Genomic DNA, 21918 nt, shown 5'->3' on the forward strand with positions numbered 1-21918 from the left:
GAATCATTTTGTTAGTAAATCTGAGTCCGAAAATATCGGGCTCAGATTTTTTAGTCATTTCTTGATCCTCAGAAATTCTTCCTATCAGACGCTACGAGACGAACAAAAACGTGTAATCCTACTCAATCAAGAGAATGATCACACGTTGTATTATGTTTAGAAAAGAGCCTTCAGGTTCTTTTTTTAGTTATATGATTGAATCCGATTCTTCTTGAATATGTTTTTCTCTTTGCATGAGCCACTCCTGACTTTCCGTCAATAGCGCATAGGCTCGTGGAAGCGATACATGTAAACGCTGACTAAGCAGTTCGAATTGATCAAAATCACCACGATCCGCACTAATCGCGAGCACTAAACAATCTCGAAATGGATGGTCTTTCCCTTGTAAAACGATTTTCAGAGAATCTTCAATTGGCAATTGATCGATGATGTCGTCGATATCAACAGACAATAACGCATCGATGTGTGACAACAAACCAATCATGTAAGCACTCTCTGGCTTTAGCGTTCGTGTTTCCCTTGCAAATAGTTCACAGAGCTTCGCACAGTGTAAAGAGGATCGTAATAACTCATTTGACCATTCATAGGGACTGGCAAGCTTCATCTCCCGTAAAACAATCAACGAAATCCAACTTTTGAGTTGCGAGAAGCCGAGTAGTGAGATAGCTTGACGAACGGAACTGACAGTATTACGTAAGCCCATTCCTGGAGAGTTAATTAGTTGAAGCACTTGAATACTAATATATGGATTAGCTTCAATCTCATCAACAACCTCATCGTACTTTTCATCCGTATCAAGCCATTTCAACATTTTTAACAAAACCGGTAGTTGTGGTGGGACGGCTTTTCCCTTCATCAGCATCGGTTTCGCATAAAAATAGCCCTGAAACCAGTCATATCCCATGTCGAGGCAACGTGTATGATCTTCGTGTGTTTCGACACGCTCGGCAAGCATTCGGATGTGAGGATAATTACGGCGGACGATATGCAGAATAGCGCTTTGCTCGCGAGGGGAAATTGCCTCGATGTCGATTTTGATTAAATCGATCAACGCAAACAATTCCGCTCCATGTTGTCGAAGTAAATCCGTCACAAAATCATCGAGTGCTAACGTAAAGCCTGCTTCCTTCCAATCGTGGAGAACAGATAAAATTTCCGTATCGATCTCAACAGTTTCCAAAATTTCAATTACGAATCGTTCCGGATCTAGGTAATGAATCAAATCACTTTTCAACAGGTCTGCCGTGAAATTGACAAATAGCTTCTTACCTTCTGCTACATGATCAACCCCCATATGAACGAGTGTATTCGTCAACACATCCATCGTCGCTAGATCACCATCGAACACGCTTATTTGTTCAATCGATCGATATAATAGTTCAAATGCATCAATCGAACCTACTCGATTAACGATGGGTTGACGTGCTAATAAGATATCCATCGTTCTCCTGCCCCCTCTATTATTCTCAGATGGTATCTATTATATCAAAGTTTACTTTTTAGGAGATTATTGTTTTTTACAACATATCAATGTTCTTTTTTTAATTCCTTTCTATTTTCCGTAGTACAAAAAAAAACAGCACGACGTCCGTCGTACTGCTTGAAATATCAGCTTTTATTGGGATTCCATATACCACTCTCAAACCACCTCAACACATTCTGCGTCACACGTAATTTTTCATGAATCGGGAATTGATGCGCATAAGCGTAGGTCTGAAGTGTTGTCTGCATGGGATGACGCGCAGCATAAGCCGTTGCGTGTCGTAAACGAACGTTCTCGTCATATGCACCGTGAATCAACAGTACCTCACCTTGCGGAGGGACACGGAGCGGTGAACGCACCTCGTATGCCTCAGGAACGGTGTCTGGTGTACCTCCCGTATAGCGGCGCAACATCTTTTGCATCGTCTTCTGCTCTTCATAGGTCCATGTCAACTCGGTTACTCCTGCCCACGATACCGTACGGGCAACCGGACGGTGATGCGCCAGTAGCAATGCCATCTGTCCACCACGAGAAAAACCGAATGCGTGCACATGCGAGACACGTTGCTGCAACCAATCAAAGGCGCTACATGCGTCCTCAACATCATGGTATCCGAAGTCTTCTTTGCCCGTCCCTCCTAAGTTCCCTCGATAGAAAGGTGCCATGACAAAAAAGCCGGCCTGTGCGAACGCGAGTAATCGTGTCGGTCGGACCATTCCGATCGAACGCGTGCCACCACGCAAGTAGAGAATCCCCTGTCCGTTTGCGACTTGTGGAAGTACGATATAGGCACCGACTCGTTCCCCGTCTGCCGTCGTATAGAACATCCGAAACGTCCGAAACGGACCTTGACGCGGAAGTTCAAACCAATCGGCGTTCGCTAAGTACACGGAGTGTCTCCGGAAGGACACGGTCCTTCATCATGAAGCTGTATTGTCGATTCGTATCGAGACGGTCAGGGAGTTCCTCGAACAGAAAAGCACCATCGGTTTCATCCACGGCAAGATGAGACGAAAGCGATCCAATTTGCGCGAAATAAATGTTTTTGATGATCGTATCGCCTTTTCCGGCAACACGATATTGTCCGACATATGATAGGGAATCAATTTTCCCACCGGTCTCTTCCATTACTTCACGACGTGCGGCTTCTTCCGCCGTCTCACCCGGTTCAACCTTCCCACCAGGAAATTCATAACCACGCTGCTTATGATGGGTCAGCAACCATTTTCCTTCGTACACGGCAATGACCCATACGTGCAAGGGACGATCCGAGAACGGATGGTCATCAAAACTTAACTCCACTTGATTTTGATAATAATCCAAGAATGTAATCACGTACGTGCACCTCATTTCTTCTTCTAACTTCACTTTACCTGTTTCACGAGTATTCTAAAAGTGAAAACGCCAGGAAAGCCTGTAAATCTGGAAAATGATAGCCTACGATCATCAAATGAACACAAAAAAAACAGTCGATGTTCCACTAGGGAACGATCGACTGTCGTTTTGTATTACTTCAAACGTGCTTCGAGTTCTGCTTTTTCTGCTTCGAATCCTGGTTTCCCAAGAAGAGCGAACATGTTTTTCTTATACGCTTCGACGCCTGGCTGATCGAATGGGTTCACTCCGAGGAGGTAACCACTCATGGCACATGCTTTTTCGAAGAAGTAGAACAGGAATCCGAGATGATACGGTGTCATCTCTGGAAGTTCGACTGTCAAGTTCGGTACTTGTCCGTCCGTGTGTGCAAGCAACGTACCTTCTGCTGCTTTATCGTTGACGAACTGAATCGACTTACCTGCAAGGAAGTTCAATCCATCGAGATCCTGAGCATCTTCTTCAACTGTCAATGCATGACGCGCTTGACCGACTTTGATGACTGTCTCAAATAGGTCACGACGACCTTCTTGGACGTATTGTCCCATCGAGTGGAGGTCTGTCGAGAAGTCCACTGCTGCTGGGAAGATCCCTTTGAAGTCTTTTCCTTCTGACTCGCCGTACAATTGTTTCCACCACTCCGATACATAATGAAGTGCTGGTTCGTAGTTAACGAGAAGCTCGATTGTCTTGCCTTTCGCATAGAGCGCATTTCGGACGACTGCGTATTGATACGCTTCGTTGTCAGCTAGGTTTTCGCTCGCGTAGCGCTCTTGCGCGTCACGTGCACCTTGCATCAACTCTTCGATTGAAATACCAGCTGCTGCGATTGGTAAGAGACCAACCGGTGTCAAAACAGAGAAACGACCACCGACATCATCCGGAATGACAAATGTTTCGTATCCTTCAGAGTCTGCGAGTGTTTTTAATGCACCACGTGCTTTGTCCGTAGTTGCATAAATCCGGTGTTTTGCTTCTGCTTTACCGTATTTTTCTTCCATGAACGATTTCAAGAGACGGAACGAAATTGCCGGTTCTGTCGTTGTACCCGATTTCGAGATGATGTTGACCGATACATCTTTTCCTTCGAGGACTTCGAACAAATCGTGCAGATACGTCGATGAGATATTGTGACCTGCATAGATGATTTGTGGTGCTTTCCGATTTTCTTTTGATAACAAGTTATGGAATGAGTGTCCGAGCATTTCGATTGCTGCACGCGCACCGAGATACGAACCGCCGATCCCGACGACTAACAACACATCAGAATCCGACTTGATTTTTTCTGCAGACGCTTGGATGCGTGCAAATTCCGCTTGATCGTAATTCGTCGGAAGATCAACCCATCCTAAGAAATCACTTCCTGCGCCTGTTCCTGCATGAATCGCATGGTGAAGCGTCTTTACCGTCTCCGCCATATGATCTACTTCATGTTGACCTACGAATTGTAGGGCTTTCGAATAATCAAAACGTACTGTTGACATGCCATCGTCCTCCTTATTCATTCGCAACGAAATGCGACCTTCCTTTTCATTAAAACGCAAGAAGGAAGGTCGTTCAAGTCTTTTGTGAAATGATTAGCAAATGTTACAGATTGTTATAGGGCAGCTGTCACGATTTGACGAACATCTTCGTTTCCAAGTGATTTGAAGTTTCCGAAGTCGCCGCGTGTCATCGCTGACTTGACGATTGAATCAACTGTATCCTCTTTGATGTCGTAATCAGCAAGACGGTTTGGTGCACCAAGTGATGTCCAGAAAGCGCTGATCGCGTCAATTGTCGCGTGTGCTGCTTCTATCTCTGATTTACCTTCCGTATCAACGTTAAAGACGTTTTCACCGAGTGTCACGAAGCGATGTGCATTTGATTCGTCAAGCACGTGGCGCATCCAGTTCGGGAAGAGGATTGCGAGTCCACCTGCGTGCGGGATATCGTGAACAGCTGAAACAGCGTGCTCGATGTTGTGTGATGCCCAGTCGCCGCGTGCCCCCATTTGAAGAACACCGTTGAGTGCCATCGTACCAGCAAAAAGAATCGTACCACGAAGTTCAACGTTCTCGAGATCGTTGACGAGTTTTGGTGCTGCTTCAACGACTGCTTTCATAACACCTTCTGTCATACGTTCTTGGACAGGTGCATGCGCAGGGTGGAAGTATTGCTCAAGGCAGTGACTCATCATATCGACGATACCGTAAATCGTTTGATCTTTTGGTACACTGACTGTGTATTTCGGATCAAGGATTGAGAATGTTGGGAACGTAAGCGGGCTACCCCATCCGTATTTCTCTTGTGTCTTCCAGTTCGTGATAACGGATCCTGAGTTCATCTCAGAACCTGTCGCTGCAAGCGTCAAGACTGTTCCAAATGGAATGACTGTTTCTGGTGTTGCTTTACCGATGACGAGATCCCATGCTTCGCCTTCATACGGGATACCAGCAGCAATCAATTTCGTGCAGTCGATGACAGAACCGCCACCGAGTGCAAGCAATGCGTCTACGCCTGCTTCACGTGCGATTTTGATACCGCGCTCTGCTGTTTCGATACGTGGGTTCGGTTCGACACCGTCGCATTCGACGTACTCGATTCCTGCCGCGTTGAGTTCACGTGTAACATCATCATAAACGCCGTTACGTTTGATACTACCGCCACCAAAGACGAGCATGACTTTCTTTGCACCAAGTGCTTCGAGTTGTGGTTTCAGTTGGCTGACTTGACCGTCACCAAAAATAAGTTTCGTTGGATTGCGATATTCAAAGTTTTCCATCTGTGTTGCCTCCTCAATAAGTAATGAACACCTTACATTATCCACACATTCCCCTTTCGCATCTAATTTAATGCTTATTCTATGTAAAAATTGCATAAAAAAAGAGAACCGACCGATGTCGATTCTCTCATGTGGCTTATTTTTGGAAGTTTGATTTTTCAATCCATTCTTCCAATTTACCTTTAAGAACGTTGAATCCAGGTGCTTCTTCTTGTTTGAAAGCAGGACCTGCATCGCGACGTCCAGCGTTTTTGCGTGGACCTTTCGCGCGTGCTTCACGTTTTGGAGCTTCCTGAGTTGCTTTGATCGAAAGCTTCATTTTTTTGTTAGCTTCGTCGATGTCGAGAACTTTAACAGTTACTTCATCGCCAACTTTTACGTAATCGTTGATATCTTTTACGTAATCGTGTGAGATTTCTGAGATGTGGACGAGACCTTGTGTTTGCTCGTCAAGTGCTACGAAAGCACCGAAGTTTTGAATACCAGTTACTTTACCAGTAACGACTTGGTCTTTTTCAAAGTTTGCCATAATGTATACACTCCCTAACTAAATTCATCAACTTATAATAACACACTTTTCTTGTATCGTAAAAAATATTTTTGGAATTTGTTTATTTTTTATTTCACAAGGGAACATTTTAGTAGCAAGACTTCAAGTATTCCCCCTGATTCTGCCGAACTTTCCGAGTTCGGCCCTTTTTTTGTTCTATTGCTGAATTGACCTAAGTGATAAAGAAAAGTGATGCTTGAAACGATAAAGACAAAAGACAGATAAGACTCTCAAAAAAACGGACAGTCTCGGTCTAATCGCTTTCCGCGGACAAGCGCTCATGCCGCTTCAGATACTTTGTATCTTCCAAGGTCATGATGACTTTTTTCCGCAGGAGTCGAGCAAGACCTCACCTGTCCTAGCGTAAAGGAAATATAGAGTAGAAGCAATCACCAATTGATCTATTTATTACTTACAGATCATCGAATCCATTTGCATCCGTTACTTTCGCATACGAACGTGATTTTTGTTCGAAGAAGTCCGATTTCGTCGCGTTCATCGAATCATCCGAATACGCACGAATCCACGGCATGACGTCTTCGTCGTGCCCTTCATAGAGATCCGACAAGCCAATGACGCGAAGACGTTTATTCGCGAGATACTTGACGTAGTCACGCATTTCACTGACGTCAAGACCGTCTAAATCACGCAATACATACTCGCTCCACTCAATTTCAAGATCAACGGCACGTTTGAACGTGTCATAGACGAATTGTGTGAACGATCCATCAGCATCGATTTCTGGATGCTCTGACAAAACAGCACGTAACAATTGACTGATGAAGTACGAGTGTTGGAGTTCATCACGTTGAATATAGCTGATCATCGTCGACGTCCCGACCATCTTTTGGTGACGGGCTAAGTTATAGAAGAAGGCAAAGCCTGAATAGAAGTTGATGCCTTCAAGAACGATTGACGCAACAAGTGATTTCGCAAAGTTTTCTGGAGTTCGGTCATTTTGGAAGTCTTCGTATAAATCAAGAATGAATGCGTTACGCTTCATGACCATATCATCGTCTTTTGCGATATCAAAAATCCGGTTTTGTTCAGCTAATGGAACCAAGCTGGATAAGACGTAGCTGTACGATTGATTATGAACGACTTCCTGTTGCGCGATGATAGCAAGAATCGCATGAACGGACGAATCCGATGTGAACATCGCTGATTCGAGGATGTAGCGTGTCTGAACCGAGTCGAGGATCGAGAGTAGACCAATGATTCGTTTAAAGGCGTCTTGTTCCCGTTCGCTTAATTGATTCCATTGTTGCATGTCTTTTGACATCGAAATCTCATCTGGAATCCAGAAGTTTGATAATAGTTGTTTATAGATTGAATAAAACTGTGGATACGCAATGTCGTTCCAGTTGACGATGGCACTTGTTTCGCCACCGATGATCGCTGTCGCGCGATTTGGATGACGTGCATCAAGCAGTTTGATTTTTTGTAGCTGTTCCATGTGCTTCGACTCCCTCTTGCTGTAATTGAAGAATGGTTCGTTTTGTCCATTCCTTGACGAGATGTGGACGATTACGCGGTGACTGTTCGATTTTCAACAATTCTCCGGCAAGCGGTACACCGAATTTCGAGAGATGATACGCCATCTCATCAACGGCGCGACAATATTTGACGAACATCTTATCTCCCGTTCCAAAAACAGCTGCCTGCGGAATCGCATGCGTGCTCTCTTTTAAAACCGTTCTAAGACAATCGCGCATATCGTCGGGTAACTGTCCATCTCCCCACGTATACGAACCAAAATAGACGATATCATAAGGCATTAACTGATACGTCGTCACTTCGTCCGCAAACAACATCGTCGGCTCGATTCCCATTTCAGAACACGTCTTTGCGACGAGTTCTGCCACCTCCTCCGTGTTTCCACTCAATGACGCGTATACGATTGCTGCCTTCATGATATCGTCCTCCTTATCTTATGATGAACACGACTCACATTCGTCGATCTCAACCGTCGTCGAACGCGTGTAGTAGATCGTCTTCATCCCGAGTTGCCATGCTTCCATGTGCATCTCGAGTAACTCTTTTGCTTTGACGTTATTTTTCACGTACAGATTGAAACTGATTGCTTGGTCGATGTGACGCTGACGCGAAGCATTTTGACGAATGCTCCACAACTGGTCAATCTCAAACGCTGATTTATAGAACCAGTTCGTTTCCGGTGTTAAATCCGGAACTGTAACTGGGATCTTGTAGTTTTTCTTCTCTTCCGAGTAGACTTTTTTGTAGATTGGATCAATCGATGCCGTACTACCAGCAATGATTGCTGTCGATGAGTTCGGTGCGACTGCCATCAAGTAGGCGTTACGCATTCCGTACGCCGTGATGTCCGCTTGGAGACGATCCCAATCGAGTTCCTCCGTCGTTTTGTAATGGCGACGTTTGATGTACTCACCTGTTTGCCATTCCGATCCTTCGAAGAGACGGTACGCTCCTTTTTCTTTCGCGAGTTGCATCGACGCATCGATCGTCAAGTAAGCGATTTTTTCGTAAAGGCGGTCAGCGTATTGCACCGCTTCAACCGATTCCCAACGAATGCCTTCGAGTGCGAGCAGATGGTGCCAACCGAACGTTCCAAGACCAACGGCACGGTATTTTTGGTTCGTTAATTGTGCTTGCGGGACATCAATCGTATTCAAATCGATGACGTTATCAAGCATCCGCATTTGAATCGGGATCAAGCGCTCTAAGACGTCAGAACGAACAGCTCGTGCAAGCGCAATCGATGATAAGTTACAGACGACGAAATCACCCGGTGTCTTCGTGACGATGATTTTACCATCTTCCGTATATTCTTCCGTTACGGTCGTCGGGCTCATATTCTGCATGATTTCCGAGCAGAGGTTTGACGAGTAGATCATCCCTGCATGTTTATTCGGGTTTGCACGGTTAACCGCGTCACGGAAGAACATGTATGGTGTCCCTGTCTCGAGTTGCGAACGCATGTAGCGTTTGACGAGATCGATCGCTGGAACTGTTTTTTTGCTGAGGCGTGGTTCGTTGACACATGCTTCGTAGCGTTCTGTGAAACTACCACCTTTCTCTGTCTCATCGAAGTAATCTTCAAGACTGAAGCCCATGACCGTCCGGATTTCATGTGGGTCAAACAAATGCCAGTCTTCTCGTGCTTCAACAGCACGCATGAAACGGTCCGGTAAGTTGACGCCTGTGAACAAGTCATGTGTCCGAAGTCGTTCATCACCGTTGTTGAGCTTCGCATCCAAGAACTCTAGGATATCCTTGTGCCAGATGTCGAGGTAAACAGCAATCGAACCTTGACGCATACCGAGCTGATCGACGCTGACTGCCGTGTTGTTCAATTGCTTCATCCACGGGATAACGCCGCTTGAAACACCTTTAAAGCCTTTGATGTCTGAACCACGTGAGCGGATTTTCCCCATATAGACGCCGATTCCGCCGCCGCCTTTAGAAAGCGTCGCTACGTCCGTATTTGAATCATAGATGCCGCGTAGTGAATCATCTACTGTGTCAATGAAACACGACGAGAGCTGACCGTAAGACTTACCAGCGTTCGAAAGCGTCGGTGTCGCAACTGTCATGTAAAGGTTAGACAACGCCCAGTAAGCTTCTTTGACGAGTTCTAAACGGCGTTCCTTCGGTTCATTCTGCATCAGTGTCATCGCGATGACCATGAATCGTTCTTGCGGAAGCTCGTACAAGTTTTTGACGTGATCACGTGCGAGGTACCGGTCTGCAAGTGTTCGAAGACCAATGTATGTGAACAAGTGGTCGCGGGATGGATCGATCGTTGCCGACAGTTCGTTGACGTCTTCCTTCGAATACGCATCCAGTAAATGTTTCGTGAAGATGCCGATTTCTGTCAGTTTTTCAATCAGCGTATACAGCGAGCCATACCGTTCTTCTGCTGCATATCCGCGATTTTCACCTGCTTCAAGGTATAACCGATTTAAGTAAGTCGCTGTCGCTACGAATGTCCAGTTCGGCTCTTCTGCCTTCAACATATCGAGTGCGTGCATCGTTAACAGTTCATAGACTTGATCTGCTTGTAAGGACTTCCCTTCAAGCGCTCGGATGGCACGTTCTGTATAGCGGTCGATATCGAGCTCCGGATACGTTTCCGTTGCCTGTCGAATCACGACATATACGTCTTCTATTGTCATTGCACCTTTAAAGATGCGTGCTGTATTCAGTGGAGATGCCACTATGAACCACTCCCATTCTCTATCGTTAAACAGGTTCGCATTACACAATGAAATACGCTAAACTAAAAAAAGACGTCCTACATATAGAAGAAACTCTACAAGTGTCACTCTATATATAGACGTTTTAGACGTTTTTAAACCTGTTAATGTACAAGATATAGGTTATCACTGAAATTCAAAAAAATAACCCCTTGCTTTGAAATTCAGGTCAAACAATTTGAAAAAGGCATCATGACGCCTTTTGAGATATATTGAGATAGCGAGCAAAATGTATTATAAGGTCAAATGACCACTTAAAATAAAGATGGTTCAATTCTCCTATCAGAAGAAAAATATTCTCTTTGAATTTTCTGATATACTGAACGTATCGATCTTCCGTCTATAAGGAAGAAGGACTCAATCCATCTATCACGAAAGACGGCATATACGTATGTACGTTGAAAGGAGCTTATCTCATGCAAGTCGATTACACACCAAATCCGAATTCCGTCAAAATTACGCTCGAAGAACAGCGCTTCGGTGCAAAAAGTACGAGTGTCAAAAAAGAAGATACGCCTGAAGATGCGTTGCTTGCATCGTTGATCGCCATCGATGGCATCGACAATCTGTTCGCTTACGGTGACTTCGTAACTGTCACGAAAGAACCAGAAGCGGAATGGAATGAATTGCTTCCACGCATCGAAGAGTACATGTAAAAAAACAAGAAGACACCTGTTCCTGGACAGGTGTCTTTGTTCAAGGAGCGATCACTGATGCCAACTGTATCCATCATCATTCCAACATACAATCGTCCTCGTGAACTAGCCGAAGCGCTAGAAGCGTTGACGCGTCAACACTATCAAGACTTCGAAGTCATCATCCTAAACAATAATGGCGACGATGTCTCAGCAGTGACCGCTGCCTATCAGGATCGTCTGCAACTGACATATGTCGATCTACCTGAAAACCATCATGTTCGCGCTCGAAACCATGGTGTCATGCTCTCTTCCGGTCGATATATCTTACTTCATGATGACGATGATCTCCTATTGCCAAGCCACCTCGAAGAAGCAGTCGGCGACATCGAAGCAGGTGCGGATTTGACGTATACAGATGCAGAACTCTTTACGTATCGCTGGGAAGGCGATCACCGAATCGCACTTGATTCCGAGCCGTTCGCGTATCCGTATGATTCGGAAACGATACGAGAAGATTCGACGTACATTCCGTCCGGGTCACTCTACCGTAAATCACTTCACGATCAACTCGGTCCGTTTGATGAAGAAGTCTTCAATTATTGGGACTGGGACTGGATTCTACGAGTCGGCAAGGATCATTTAGTACTACACCCGGCACGTGCAACCGTTTTGTACGCCTTCAACCCGTCCGGCAATCATGAATCGGCACGACAAGACGCAGCGCGACGTGTCTATTTTGACCGACTTGTCGACAAGCATCAGCTACCAACTCGTGAAATGAAGAACTTCCATATCGTCCAGGCGGAACGTCGCGCGCGCTTGCGCCAGACACGCCGTACCTTTAATGGTCAATTGACAGAAAGTGAGTGATTCCATGTACACCGAAAAACAACTCGAATTATTAGCATTATTAACACAAAATGGTCCGATGGATGTGAACTTACTCGCTCAGATGCTCGACTGGGAAGCGTCAGAAGTAGCAGCTTCAATCGAGACATTCAAACGTGACGGTGTTCTACTCGGCTACACCGCTGTCATCGACTGGCAAAAGATTCATGCCCATCATGGTGTGACAGCTTTCATTGACGTCAAAGTCACACCGAAACGTGGTCGTGGCTTTGACGAAGTCGCCGAACGGATCCATCGTTTCCCGGAAGTGACGTCGCTCTATTTGATGTCAGGTGCATACGATTTACAAGTCGTCCTAGATGGCAAGTCGTTGCAAGAGGTTTCCCAATTCGTCTCTGAAAAATTATCGACGCTCGATTCTGTCATCTCGACGACGACGCATTTCCGCTTGAAGACATACAAGCATGATGGCGTCCTATTCAGTCAGGATGATGATGACAAACGATTGAAGGTGTCTCCATGAAATCTTTATCTGAACGCGTCGAACAGTTAGCTCCGTCCGGCATTCGCCGTTTCTTTGATCTAGCAGGATCAATGGAAGACGTCATTTCCCTCGGTGTCGGTGAACCCGATTTCGTCACGCCTTGGAATGTACGGGAAGCAAGCTTTGCTGCGCTCGAACAAGGCTATACTGCATATAGTGCTAACGCCGGTTTACTTGAACTCCGACAAGAAATCGCCACTTACATGCAAGAAAAATTCGCGATCTCCTATTCAACGACGGAAGAGATCATCGTTACGACGGGTGCCTCGGAAGGACTCGATCTTGCCTTCCGTAGTTTAATCAATCCCGGTGATGAAGTCATCGTCGTCGAACCAGCATTCGTTTCGTATGCTCCCTTGATCGAACTCGCTGGAGGAATCCCTGTCGCTGCTGCCTGCCATGCCGAAGATGGTTTTGCGATTCAACCGGAAACGATCGAGCAACTGCTGACGGACAAAACGAAAGCGATCATTTTCTGTTTCCCATCGAATCCGACGGGTTCCACGATGACACGCGATCAACTCGCCGATCTTGCACTGCTCGTTCAAAAACATGATCTATATGTCATCAGTGACGAGATCTATGCGGAACTGTCTTACGAAACGGAAGCGATCTGTTTCGCAACCCTCCCCGGTATGCGGGAGCGCACGATCATCATCAATGGTTTCTCGAAAGCCTTCGCGATGACAGGCTGGCGGCTCGGTTTTACTTGCGCGCCATCCGCAATCACGCAATCGATGCTGAAGGTACATCAATATGGAATGATGTGTGCACCAACGCTCGTCCAGTTTGCAGGAATTGAAGCACTCCGTTCTCGTCATAAGACAGTCCCTGATATGGTGACGAGTTATCGTCAACGCCGGAACTATTTCGTCAAGGCGTTAAACGATGTGGGCCTCCCGACACACTTACCAGGAGGTGCCTTCTATGCCTTCCCGTACATCGGTCATACTGGACTAACGAGTGAAGAGTTCGCGGAGCAATTGTTACTTGCTGAACGTGTCGCTGTTGTCCCAGGATCCGTCTTCGGCGCAAGTGGTGAAGGATATGTTCGGGCAAGTTACGCGAGTTCGATCGAACAGCTACAAGAAGCGATCGCTCGCATCCAACGCTTCATGAAACAATGGCAAGACCAAGATGAGGCAGCATCATCTCGTTCACGATAAGTCAACGACAAATAAGCCGCTTGCTCACGAGAGCAGGCGGCTTATTTCATCTCAATCGATATACAAAACAAGGAACATCCGATGATCGTCTTCCGCATGATACGGTGAGACTGGACCTAGTTGTGGCGCAAAGACTTCTAATCGATACGGTGAGTCCTTGAAATCAAGTGGTGTCCGCTCTTTAATCAAGCGCCCCATCTCGTCCGCTAATTCTTTCACTTCGACCAAACTACGCGAACGTTCCATCGGTGCCTCAAAGACAAACGCCTCGATTCCCTCGATCGGCGCACAGCGGAGGAATCGTCGAAGCGACGGAAGTGCCGCCTCCATATTATCCGCTAATGTTCGATCATCCTCATAAATAGGTGCTCCCCAGAGGCGTGCCTCACTTCCTGTCGCACTCCGGAAATGATCGATTGTCTCTTCCGTAATGGGATCACGCGTCAACGCAAAGCGTGTTTTATCCCGCTTCAAATTCTTTTCATTCGTCCGGTCGATTTCTGTCAGTAAATCGAGTCGAAGCGGTCGCGCCAAACGAAACAGTTCACGTTGTAGACGTGCTAAGGAATGACCGATCGGCACGATCGCATCTTTCGATTTCGGCGGTTTATCGCCTTCATACCCGTTCATGACACGTGCAATTTGACCTGCTTCATGAACAAGTCGATAAAACGAACCGTCCTGTTCATCGTTTGCCGTACCGAGTATCTCATGCTGTTCTGCGAGATTCGTCACGTATTGATTGGCAAGACAAGTCGAGATCATCAAGACATCGACAAGTTCAAAGCGAAGGGCTTCTAAATCATTTTGTTCAAATGCTTCCCCGACCTCACCGATTTCCTCCGTCAGTCGTGCAAGACCAGATAGTGGTCGAAAATAACCACCGAGTGATCGAATCGTCGCATCAACCTTTTGTTGCAGTGTCTTCATCTGTTCCATCTGTCTGACCCTCCACGATAGCCTGGCGTACTTGCGCTTCTGTCTCCTGTTTGACGCGCTTTGCAAACGCCTGATTTTTCTTCCATTCTCGGATTCCAATGGATGACGCAGCAATCAACGCAGCAAATAGTCCGATTTCTCTTTTACGCATCGAGATCTCCTCCTTTTGAATGACTCGTAACCTACCTAAACATGATATGATGATATCAATTAATTCTACATAATCTAGTAAGAGGTGTTGCTTGTGTCGACTGAACGTCTTTGGCAAATGGCCCGGTTCTTGACGGTGATCTTCGCCTTCTTAGTTGGTGGATGGTTACTCCTCCGCCTCTCGTCCATCTTGTATCCGTTTGTCTTTGCGTTTCTGCTTGCCCTATTCAGCCGACCGCTTGTCGATTTCTTCCAAAAGCGGTTCCGAATCAATCGTGGATGGGGTGCGTTGTTATCGATTATTTTAATCAGTGGTCTATTAGTTGGTTCCCTCGCCTTGATCATCATGCAATTGATTCGCGGTCTTGTATTTGTCGCCAATCAATTACCAGCGCAAATTCAAGAGTTGAGCCTGTATTTTCAAAAGCTCTACAATGAAAAGCTGGCACCCATCTGGAACGATGCTTCTGAAGCCTTGCGTTCACTGGAACCATCGCAACAAAACACGGTCCAAAACAGTATCCAATCGCTCGGTAGTTCACTTGCGAGTGCGATTGGCGAAGGTTCAAAAAGTATCGCCATGATGTTACAGACGGTCCTTGCGACGTTGCCATCGATTGCCTTGATTTTCGTCATCGTCTTACTCGCTTGGTTCTTCATCGCAAAAGATTGGCATCAGTACGAGATGCGATTGAAACGCTATGAGATGCTCCCTTGGTTCGCTCGTTTCGAGTCCGTCTTCCTAAGCTTACGCTCTGCCTTGTTCGGCTATCTGAAGGCACAGCTCACCTTGATCACGATCACGTTTTTCATCGTCTTGATTGGTTTGTTCATCATTGGTGTAGAGCACCCATTTGCAGTCGCCTTTATCGCTGCCTTTTTCGATATCTTGCCGTACCTTGGTACCGGTTCCGTCTTCTTGCCTTGGATCGCCTACTCCTTGATTACCGGAGATACGACGCTTGCGATTGGCCTTGGTATTTTGTACGCCCTCGTCATTCTTCAACGCAACATCATGGAACCGAAGATCGTTGGTGACAGTATTGGCATTCAACCAATCACTGCACTGATTGCACTGTTTGTCGGTATTCAATTCTTCGGTGTGTTCGGACTAATTCTCGGACCATTGATTGCTGTCATCTTAAAAGCACTCTACAACGCACAGATTTTCCATTACATCTGGGACTTTGTCAAAGGATCACCCACACCATTTCGGTGAGGGTGATTTTTTGGTGCTGCTGCATATAAAGGATATCCTTCCGGATCCACCGGCTGACTTGCCGGTAGAAAATCGCACGGATAACGGGCACCGGTCGCAAGTAGACACGCATCCAGCCAATCATCGATTGCAACATGTGAGTGACGCTGTTCCCATAGCGGCGGACAATCAAAGCGCTCGAGCAATTCGATTCGTTCTGCGATGCCTTCTGTCATCTTTTTTGAGAAACGTGCCGGATGACCAGCGAGTCGCGCGAAGCAAACTTCCGGATGCGCTTCAATCATTTCGCTCCGATATGCATGACGGACTTCCCGAATTTTCGGTAAGAGATACCATGCTTGTTTTGAAAGCCCGATGCCAGCATGTTGTTTTGCCAAATCATTTGCTTCCATATAAGTTGAAGCAGTCAACGCACTGAGGAACGGTGCATTAAAGACACTACTCGTTCGCCCGGGGCGTAATTCCTGTCGCAACAGTTGATCCGTTTCCCGTCGTCCCTCGGTCAAGCCAATCGGCATGTCGATCCAAATCCGGTCAGCGATCGGAATCTGTGCAAGCGTCGGTTCGACGGATCCCGTATAACGACCATTTTTGTACATGACGACGACCCACCCCGCCTTCGCAGCGTCAATCCCGATGACGTTCATTCGTCTTCTCCCGGAAAGAACGTAGTAGCGACAACACCGTGAAGATACCGATGAACGTCGCGAGACCAAGCGATAGCTGGTCGCGCGCATCCATGTACCAGATGATGGTAAGAATCGTCAACAAAACGCCGAGTAGATTCCAGCGTCTCATTTTTCTTGCTCGACGAACCGGTACAGGCTACGGACCATGACACCAGTTGCGCCTTTTGGACCAATCTCGGACGCTTGATTTTGTTCTGATGTTCCAGCGATATCGAGGTGTAGCCAAGGTGTGTCCCCAACGAATTCGCCGACGAACGCACCACCGAAGATCATATGCCCCATTCGTCCTGGTGAGTTGTTCAAGTCTGCTACATCCGAACGACGGACTTGTTTGATGAACGCATCGACATACGGCATTTGCCAAACCATCTCATTCGTCTCTTTCGTCACCTGTTCAAAACGTTCGTAGAGCGACGCATCATTCGTCAAAGCACCTGTGATTTCTGTACCAAGAGCAACAAGTACACCACCTGTCAAAGTCGCGAGATCAATGATTGCTTTTGGCTGATACTCTTTAACGTACGTGACTGCGTCAGCGAGGACAAGCCGTCCTTCTGCGTCCGTGTTCAAGACTTCGATCGTTTTACCCGCCATCGATGTAATGACATCATCCGGTTTGAAGGCATCTCCTGAAATCATATTGTCCGTCGCTGGAATGACACCAATGACGTGAACATCTGGCTTGAGCTGACCGAGTGCTTCAAATAGACCGAGAACGGCTGCCGCTCCACCCATGTCGCCTTTCATTCCAACGATGCCGTCTTTCGGTTTGATTGAATAACCACCTGTGTCGAAGGTGACACCTTTCCCGACGACCGCGATCGGTGCTTCTGCTGACCCTTTATATTCAAGAACGATCAATTTCGGTGGAATGACGGATCCTTGGTTGACGGCAAGCAAGGCGCCCATGCCAAGTGCTTCCATCTCTTCCTTATCAATGATCCGGAGGTCATGTCCATGACGTTCCGCGATGAAACGCGCTTCGTCCGCAAGCGCCGGAGCTGTTAAGAGATTCCCTGGCATCGTTACGAGACGACGCGCTAAGTTCGTCGCTTCAGCCAAGACCGTTCCACGGCGTGTTGCTTCTTCCTCTGAAGGTAAGACCGTCAGATGTAACGTATATGCTTTGGAAGGAGACGTCTTATAATGCTTGACCTCATATGTAGCGAGGGTAAATGTCTCGGCAATCAGTTCGACAGGTTGTCCTGGGAATGTCGTTGCGTCGACCGTAACATGTTCTAAGCGACGTGTTTTGACATGTTGTGCTGCTTTTCCGAGTAAGCGCCGTAAATCATCTTGCGCGAGTTGATCGACTTTCCCGAGTCCAACGAACAAGACTCGCGCGACGTCTCCCGTTAATGTTGGCAACAAGCGCAGTTCTCCTCGTTTCGTTGAGATGTCGCCTTGACGGACCCACTCCTCTAATTTGTCACCATATAATGCTTGTAACCGTTCATCGAGTGGTTGATTTCCTGAAATCCCGACAACGAGTACGTCTACGGATTGATTCGTTTGCATATAAAACTCCCCCTTTGACTAGTATCTATTAGTATGAAGTGTTTTCAGACATTTTCCAACTGATAGCCTCTCGACTTATCGTAAACGCTTTCACTACTTCTGTTCGACAATTTGTCGAAATGCTTGGTTTCAAACAATTGTTGCTCGTTTCACAATATGATAGGATTAAACGGGTGAAATGTTGAGACACTTCAAGAAACGATGCGTTTGCTGTTCCGGGAAATGTCTACGTTTTCATTCAAGGAAGAGTACGCAGAAGGCTCGTTAAGAGAGAGGCGTTTATGGGTATCTATAGATAGCTAAGAAACGAAGTCGTCGCGTTAAAAAAACTTACTGAAAAGAGGGTAATGCACATGGCACAACATATCAAGGGAATTGGCGCTTCTGCAGGGATCGCGATTGCAAAGGCATTCGTGATGGAAACACCGGTCTTTGAAATTCCATCGCACAAAATCGAGGATGCAGCTGCGGAAAAAGAACGTTTCCAAGCAGCGATTGCAAAATCGAAGACGGAACTCGAAGTCATTCGTGAAAATACCTTACAAGAATTAGGTCCAGATAAAGCAGAGATTTTCTCAGCTCACCTTCTTATTTTAGAAGATCCGGAAATCGTTAGTCAGGTGAACGCAAAAATCGAGGACGAACAAGCAAATGCTGCGAAAGCACTCGATGAAGTCGCGAACATGATGGTCATGATTTTCGAATCAATGGATAACGAATACATGCGCGAACGTGCAGCAGACGTCCGTGACGTTACAAAACGGACGATGGCTCACCTTCTTGGTATCACGTTCGTTACTCCAGCTCAAATCAACGAAGAAGTCATCATCATCGCGGAAGACTTGACGCCTTCAGATACAGCTCAATTGAACCGTAAATATGCAAAAGGTTTCGCAACGAACATTGGTGGCCGGACATCGCACTCTGCCATCATGTCACGTTCACTCGAAATCCCAGCAGTCGTCGGAACAAAAGTTGTTTTAACGGACGTTAAGCACGGCGATCTTCTCATCCTTGATGGTGCGGAAGGTGACGTCATCGTCAACCCAAGCGAAGAGCAAGTGGCTGAGTATGAAGCAAAACGTGCAGCATACATCGCACAAAAAGAAGAGTGGAAAAAACTCAAGAATGAAAAAACAATGACAGCTGACGGTCATCACGTCGAGCTCGCTGCAAACATCGGTACACCAAACGATGTCAAAGGCGTTCTTGAGAACGGTGCAGAAGCAGTCGGTCTCTACCGTACGGAATTCCTCTACATGGATGCAGAGACGTTCCCAACGGAAGACGAGCAGTTCACAGCATACAAAACGGTTCTCGAATCAATGGGCGATAAAAAAGTCGTCATCCGGACACTCGATATCGGTGGCGACAAAGAATTGTCGTACCTTGATCTCCCACACGAGATGAACCCGTTCCTCGGTTACCGTGCGATCCGTCTCTGTCTCGATCAAACAGACTTGTTCCGTACGCAATTGCGCGCACTTCTTCGTGCAAGTGCATACGGCAAACTCGCTGTCATGTTCCCGATGATCGCAACGATTGAAGAGTTCCGTGCTGCAAAAGCACTTCTCCTTGAAGAGAAAGCAAATCTCCAAGCTGAAGGCGTTACAGTATCAGAAGACATCGAAGTCGGTATGATGGTCGAGATCCCAGCAACTGCGGTCATGGCTCGTCAGTTCGCAAAAGAAGTCGATTTCTTCTCAGTCGGAACGAACGATTTGATTCAATATACGATGGCAGCAGACCGGATGAACGAAAAAGTATCATACCTTTACCAACCGTTCAACCCAGCGATCTTGAACCTCTTGAACAACGTCATCACTGAAGCACACAAAGCAGGCAAATGGGTCGGCATGTGTGGTGAGATGGCCGGAGAAGAATTGGCACTTCCGATCCTTCTTGGTCTTGGTCTTGATGAGTTCTCGATGTCAGCATCATCTGTCCTTCGCGCACGTAGCTTGATGACACGCCTCAACAAGTCAGAATGTGAAGCAATCGTTGAGCAAGTTCTCGATATGGATACAGCAGAAGAAGTCGTCGACTTCCTCAGCACGACATTCGATATCAAAAAATAATTCCTGTAGACGAATCTGGAGAAATCCAGGTTCGTCTTTTTTTGTCTTATTAAAACAAAAAAACAACGCCCCTTTCTAATAAGAAAGAAGACGTTGTTTAAACATGATTATTGAGCTTGTTTTTTCTTTTCCGGAGCCGCTTGTTCCGATAAAATCGGACGCTCGTTCCCCATCAAGAAGATAAAGATGACACCAAGCACTGCTGGAATCAATGCCCAGAAATAGACGGTTGAGATCGATTCTGCAAGAGACGTCTTAATCGCTGTCGCAACTTCTGGTGGCATCTTCGCAAACGCATCAGCCGTTGGGAATTGTCCACCCGACGGCGCTCCACCTTGCGGCAACCGATCGGAGACAGCTGACGTAAACGTTCGTGACTGAATGATTCCAAGAACCGTGACACCAAGCGTCATCCCGATTGTTCGGAATGTTGACCCCATCGAGGTCGCTGCGCCACGACGTTGCATCTCGATTCCATTGATACTCGCTAAATTCAGCAAGGAGAAGCTAAATCCAACCCCAAAGCCGAGAATGATCATATAGATCGTGACTGCAGTTCGGGATGTATCAAGCGTCATCGTACTGAGGAGATAGACACCGAGTAAGAAAAAGACAGCCGAGACAATCATGACGTTTCGGAATCCAAACTTGTTCGGCAACTGTCCACCAAGTTGCGCCGAGATGACTGAGGCAATCAACATCGGCATCAGGATCAGACCGGAGTTCGTCGCACTGCCACCAAAGACACCTTGCACGAAGATTGGAATGAATACACTCGCCGAGATGAAGACGAATCCATAAAAGAACGCAACGCCCTGTGTTGCCGCAAATAAGCGACGAGGGAATAGACTGAACGTAATGACGGGATCCGCAGCACGTCGTTCAGCAAATGCGAAGGCAACGAACGCGACTAGCGCTGCTCCGAACAGACCAAGAATTTGTGGCGAAGACCATGCATACTCTTTGCCACCCATTTCGAGCGCGAGTAAGAATAAAACTAATCCGGCGACAAGCGTAAAGGCACCGACGTAGTCGATTTTCTGTGTCCGGTGCACCGGTGATTCCTGATAGAAAACTGTCACGAGACCAAGAGCAATCAATCCGAGTGGGATATTGATATAAAACACCCAGCGCCAGTCGAGGGAATCCGTCAATACGGCACCAAGCAACGGTCCGAAGATACTCGAGATACCGAAGACCGCTCCAAACAACCCACTGACTTTTCCCCGTTTTTCCGGTGGGAAGATATCAAAGATGATTGTAAAGGCAATTGGCATCAACGCCCCACCACCGAGCCCTTGCAAGGCACGATAGGCAGACAATTCAATGATCGAGTCTGCCATTCCACACAAGATACTCCCTACCATGAAGAGGAGCATTCCAAAGAGGAAGAAGCGTTTTCTTCCATACATGTCACTCAGTTTACCGAAGATCGGCATCCCAGCAACGGTTGCGATCATGTAAGCCGACGTGACCCATGCATACTGATCAAACCCATTCAGTTCACTGACGATCGTCGGCATCGCTGTCGCAACGATCGTGTTATCCATCGCCGCGACTAAAATCCCAATCAATAATCCGATGACGACAGGTGTCGTATTCGTTTTTGTTGTAGTCGAAGACATCGACGCACCTCATTTCTCAAAAAAATTAGCTAACTCTTATAATAGCTAACTCATTGTATCATCATATGTGCAAAATCTCATTATCAAATGTGCT

General features: G+C 46.6%; 21 protein-coding genes. 6 read left to right on the top strand and 15 right to left on the bottom strand.

Annotated features, from left to right (window positions below):
* Window positions 1-187: 187 nt before the first annotated feature.
* From ADM98_RS14395 to ADM98_RS14435, 9 genes are all read right to left on the bottom strand, one after another.
* Complete coding sequence (locus tag ADM98_RS14395) at window positions 188-1441, bottom strand: EAL and HDOD domain-containing protein (protein ID WP_053454096.1); 1254 nt, start codon at window positions 1439-1441, stop codon at window positions 188-190.
* 167 nt (window positions 1442-1608) lie between these two features.
* Window positions 1609-2373: an alpha/beta hydrolase family protein gene (locus ADM98_RS14400; protein ID WP_053454097.1), complete on the bottom strand. Its 765-nt coding sequence runs from the start codon at window positions 2371-2373 to the stop codon at window positions 1609-1611.
* Window positions 2345-2818 (bottom strand): RNA deprotection pyrophosphohydrolase, encoded by a 474-nt coding sequence (gene ytkD / locus ADM98_RS14405; RefSeq protein WP_047393467.1) that lies wholly within the window; start codon window positions 2816-2818, stop codon window positions 2345-2347. The genes ADM98_RS14400 and ytkD overlap by 29 nt, the downstream gene beginning before the upstream one ends.
* A gap of 173 nt (window positions 2819-2991) precedes the next feature.
* Window positions 2992-4341, bottom strand: coding sequence for a glucose-6-phosphate isomerase (locus ADM98_RS14410; RefSeq protein ID WP_053454098.1), 1350 nt, complete (start codon window positions 4339-4341; stop codon window positions 2992-2994).
* A 113-nt stretch (window positions 4342-4454) separates the two neighbouring features.
* Complete coding sequence (locus tag ADM98_RS14415; RefSeq protein WP_053454099.1) at window positions 4455-5621, bottom strand: iron-containing alcohol dehydrogenase; 1167 nt, start codon at window positions 5619-5621, stop codon at window positions 4455-4457.
* 136 nt (window positions 5622-5757) lie between these two features.
* Window positions 5758-6150 carry a S1 domain-containing post-transcriptional regulator GSP13 gene (yugI, locus tag ADM98_RS14420; protein WP_012371159.1) on the bottom strand — a complete coding sequence of 131 codons (393 nt, stop codon included), beginning with the start codon at window positions 6148-6150 and terminating at the stop codon, window positions 5758-5760.
* A gap of 433 nt (window positions 6151-6583) precedes the next feature.
* Window positions 6584-7627, bottom strand: coding sequence for a ribonucleotide-diphosphate reductase subunit beta (locus ADM98_RS14425; RefSeq protein ID WP_035406099.1), 1044 nt, complete (start codon window positions 7625-7627; stop codon window positions 6584-6586).
* The gene (locus tag ADM98_RS14430; RefSeq protein ID WP_053454100.1) at window positions 7596-8084 is read right to left on the bottom strand and encodes a flavodoxin domain-containing protein; all 489 of its coding nucleotides are present in this window, start codon (window positions 8082-8084) and stop codon (window positions 7596-7598) included. The genes ADM98_RS14425 and ADM98_RS14430 overlap by 32 nt, the downstream gene beginning before the upstream one ends.
* Before the next feature lie 18 nt (window positions 8085-8102).
* Window positions 8103-10370, bottom strand: a complete 2268-nt coding sequence (locus ADM98_RS14435) for a ribonucleoside-diphosphate reductase subunit alpha (protein ID WP_053454101.1) — start codon at window positions 10368-10370, stop codon at window positions 8103-8105.
* A 455-nt stretch (window positions 10371-10825) separates the two neighbouring features.
* On the opposite strand from ADM98_RS14435, the gene ADM98_RS14440 reads away from it, so the two are divergent.
* The 4 genes from ADM98_RS14440 to ADM98_RS14455 are packed head-to-tail and all read left to right on the top strand — an operon-like array spanning window position 10826 to window position 13606.
* The gene (locus ADM98_RS14440) at window positions 10826-11065 is read left to right on the top strand and encodes a NifU N-terminal domain-containing protein (RefSeq protein ID WP_053454102.1); all 240 of its coding nucleotides are present in this window, start codon (window positions 10826-10828) and stop codon (window positions 11063-11065) included.
* A gap of 57 nt (window positions 11066-11122) precedes the next feature.
* Window positions 11123-11917: a glycosyltransferase family 2 protein gene (locus ADM98_RS14445; RefSeq protein ID WP_053454103.1), complete on the top strand. Its 795-nt coding sequence runs from the start codon at window positions 11123-11125 to the stop codon at window positions 11915-11917.
* A gap of 4 nt (window positions 11918-11921) precedes the next feature.
* The gene (locus tag ADM98_RS14450) at window positions 11922-12419 is read left to right on the top strand and encodes an Lrp/AsnC family transcriptional regulator (RefSeq protein WP_035406085.1); all 498 of its coding nucleotides are present in this window, start codon (window positions 11922-11924) and stop codon (window positions 12417-12419) included.
* Window positions 12416-13606 (top strand): aminotransferase, encoded by a 1191-nt coding sequence (locus ADM98_RS14455; protein WP_053454104.1) that lies wholly within the window; start codon window positions 12416-12418, stop codon window positions 13604-13606. Before ADM98_RS14450 ends, ADM98_RS14455 begins: the two co-directional genes overlap by 4 nt.
* 51 nt (window positions 13607-13657) lie before the next feature.
* Here the strand turns inward: ADM98_RS14455 and ADM98_RS14460 are convergent, their stop codons facing one another.
* Both ADM98_RS14460 and ADM98_RS14465 read right to left on the bottom strand, forming a co-directional pair.
* The gene (locus tag ADM98_RS14460; protein ID WP_235504906.1) at window positions 13658-14545 is read right to left on the bottom strand and encodes a MazG nucleotide pyrophosphohydrolase domain-containing protein; all 888 of its coding nucleotides are present in this window, start codon (window positions 14543-14545) and stop codon (window positions 13658-13660) included.
* On the bottom strand, window positions 14511-14696 hold the full coding sequence (locus tag ADM98_RS14465) for a hypothetical protein (RefSeq protein ID WP_053454105.1): 186 nt from the start codon (window positions 14694-14696) through the stop codon (window positions 14511-14513). The genes ADM98_RS14460 and ADM98_RS14465 overlap by 35 nt, the downstream gene beginning before the upstream one ends.
* A gap of 93 nt (window positions 14697-14789) precedes the next feature.
* Here ADM98_RS14465 and ytvI point away from each other — a divergent pair, with 93 nt between their 5' ends.
* Window positions 14790-15914: a sporulation integral membrane protein YtvI gene (gene ytvI / locus ADM98_RS14470; protein ID WP_053454106.1), complete on the top strand. Its 1125-nt coding sequence runs from the start codon at window positions 14790-14792 to the stop codon at window positions 15912-15914.
* On the opposite strand, the gene ADM98_RS14475 is transcribed toward ytvI, so the two are convergent.
* The 3 genes from ADM98_RS14475 to ADM98_RS14480 are packed head-to-tail and all read right to left on the bottom strand — an operon-like array spanning window position 15869 to window position 18121.
* Window positions 15869-16561, bottom strand: a complete 693-nt coding sequence (locus tag ADM98_RS14475) for a DUF429 domain-containing protein (RefSeq protein WP_053454107.1) — start codon at window positions 16559-16561, stop codon at window positions 15869-15871. The two genes, ytvI and ADM98_RS14475, sit on opposite strands and share 46 nt — an antisense overlap.
* Window positions 16542-16712, bottom strand: a complete 171-nt coding sequence (locus ADM98_RS17405) for a hypothetical protein (RefSeq protein WP_160315949.1) — start codon at window positions 16710-16712, stop codon at window positions 16542-16544. Before ADM98_RS17405 ends, ADM98_RS14475 begins: the two co-directional genes overlap by 20 nt.
* On the bottom strand, window positions 16709-18121 hold the full coding sequence (locus tag ADM98_RS14480; RefSeq protein ID WP_053454108.1) for a leucyl aminopeptidase: 1413 nt from the start codon (window positions 18119-18121) through the stop codon (window positions 16709-16711). Before ADM98_RS14480 ends, ADM98_RS17405 begins: the two co-directional genes overlap by 4 nt.
* Before the next feature lie 353 nt (window positions 18122-18474).
* Between ADM98_RS14480 and ptsP the strand changes: the two genes are divergently transcribed.
* Window positions 18475-20199, top strand: a complete 1725-nt coding sequence (gene ptsP / locus ADM98_RS14485; protein WP_047393452.1) for a phosphoenolpyruvate--protein phosphotransferase — start codon at window positions 18475-18477, stop codon at window positions 20197-20199.
* Window positions 20200-20306: 107 nt separating this feature from the next.
* On the opposite strand, the gene ADM98_RS14490 is transcribed toward ptsP, so the two are convergent.
* Complete coding sequence (locus tag ADM98_RS14490) at window positions 20307-21824, bottom strand: MDR family MFS transporter (protein WP_053454109.1); 1518 nt, start codon at window positions 21822-21824, stop codon at window positions 20307-20309.
* Between the last annotated feature and the right edge of the window lie 94 nt (window positions 21825-21918).

This window comes from Exiguobacterium sp. BMC-KP (assembly GCF_001275385.1).
GTDB lineage: Bacteria > Bacillota > Bacilli > Exiguobacteriales > Exiguobacteriaceae > Exiguobacterium_A.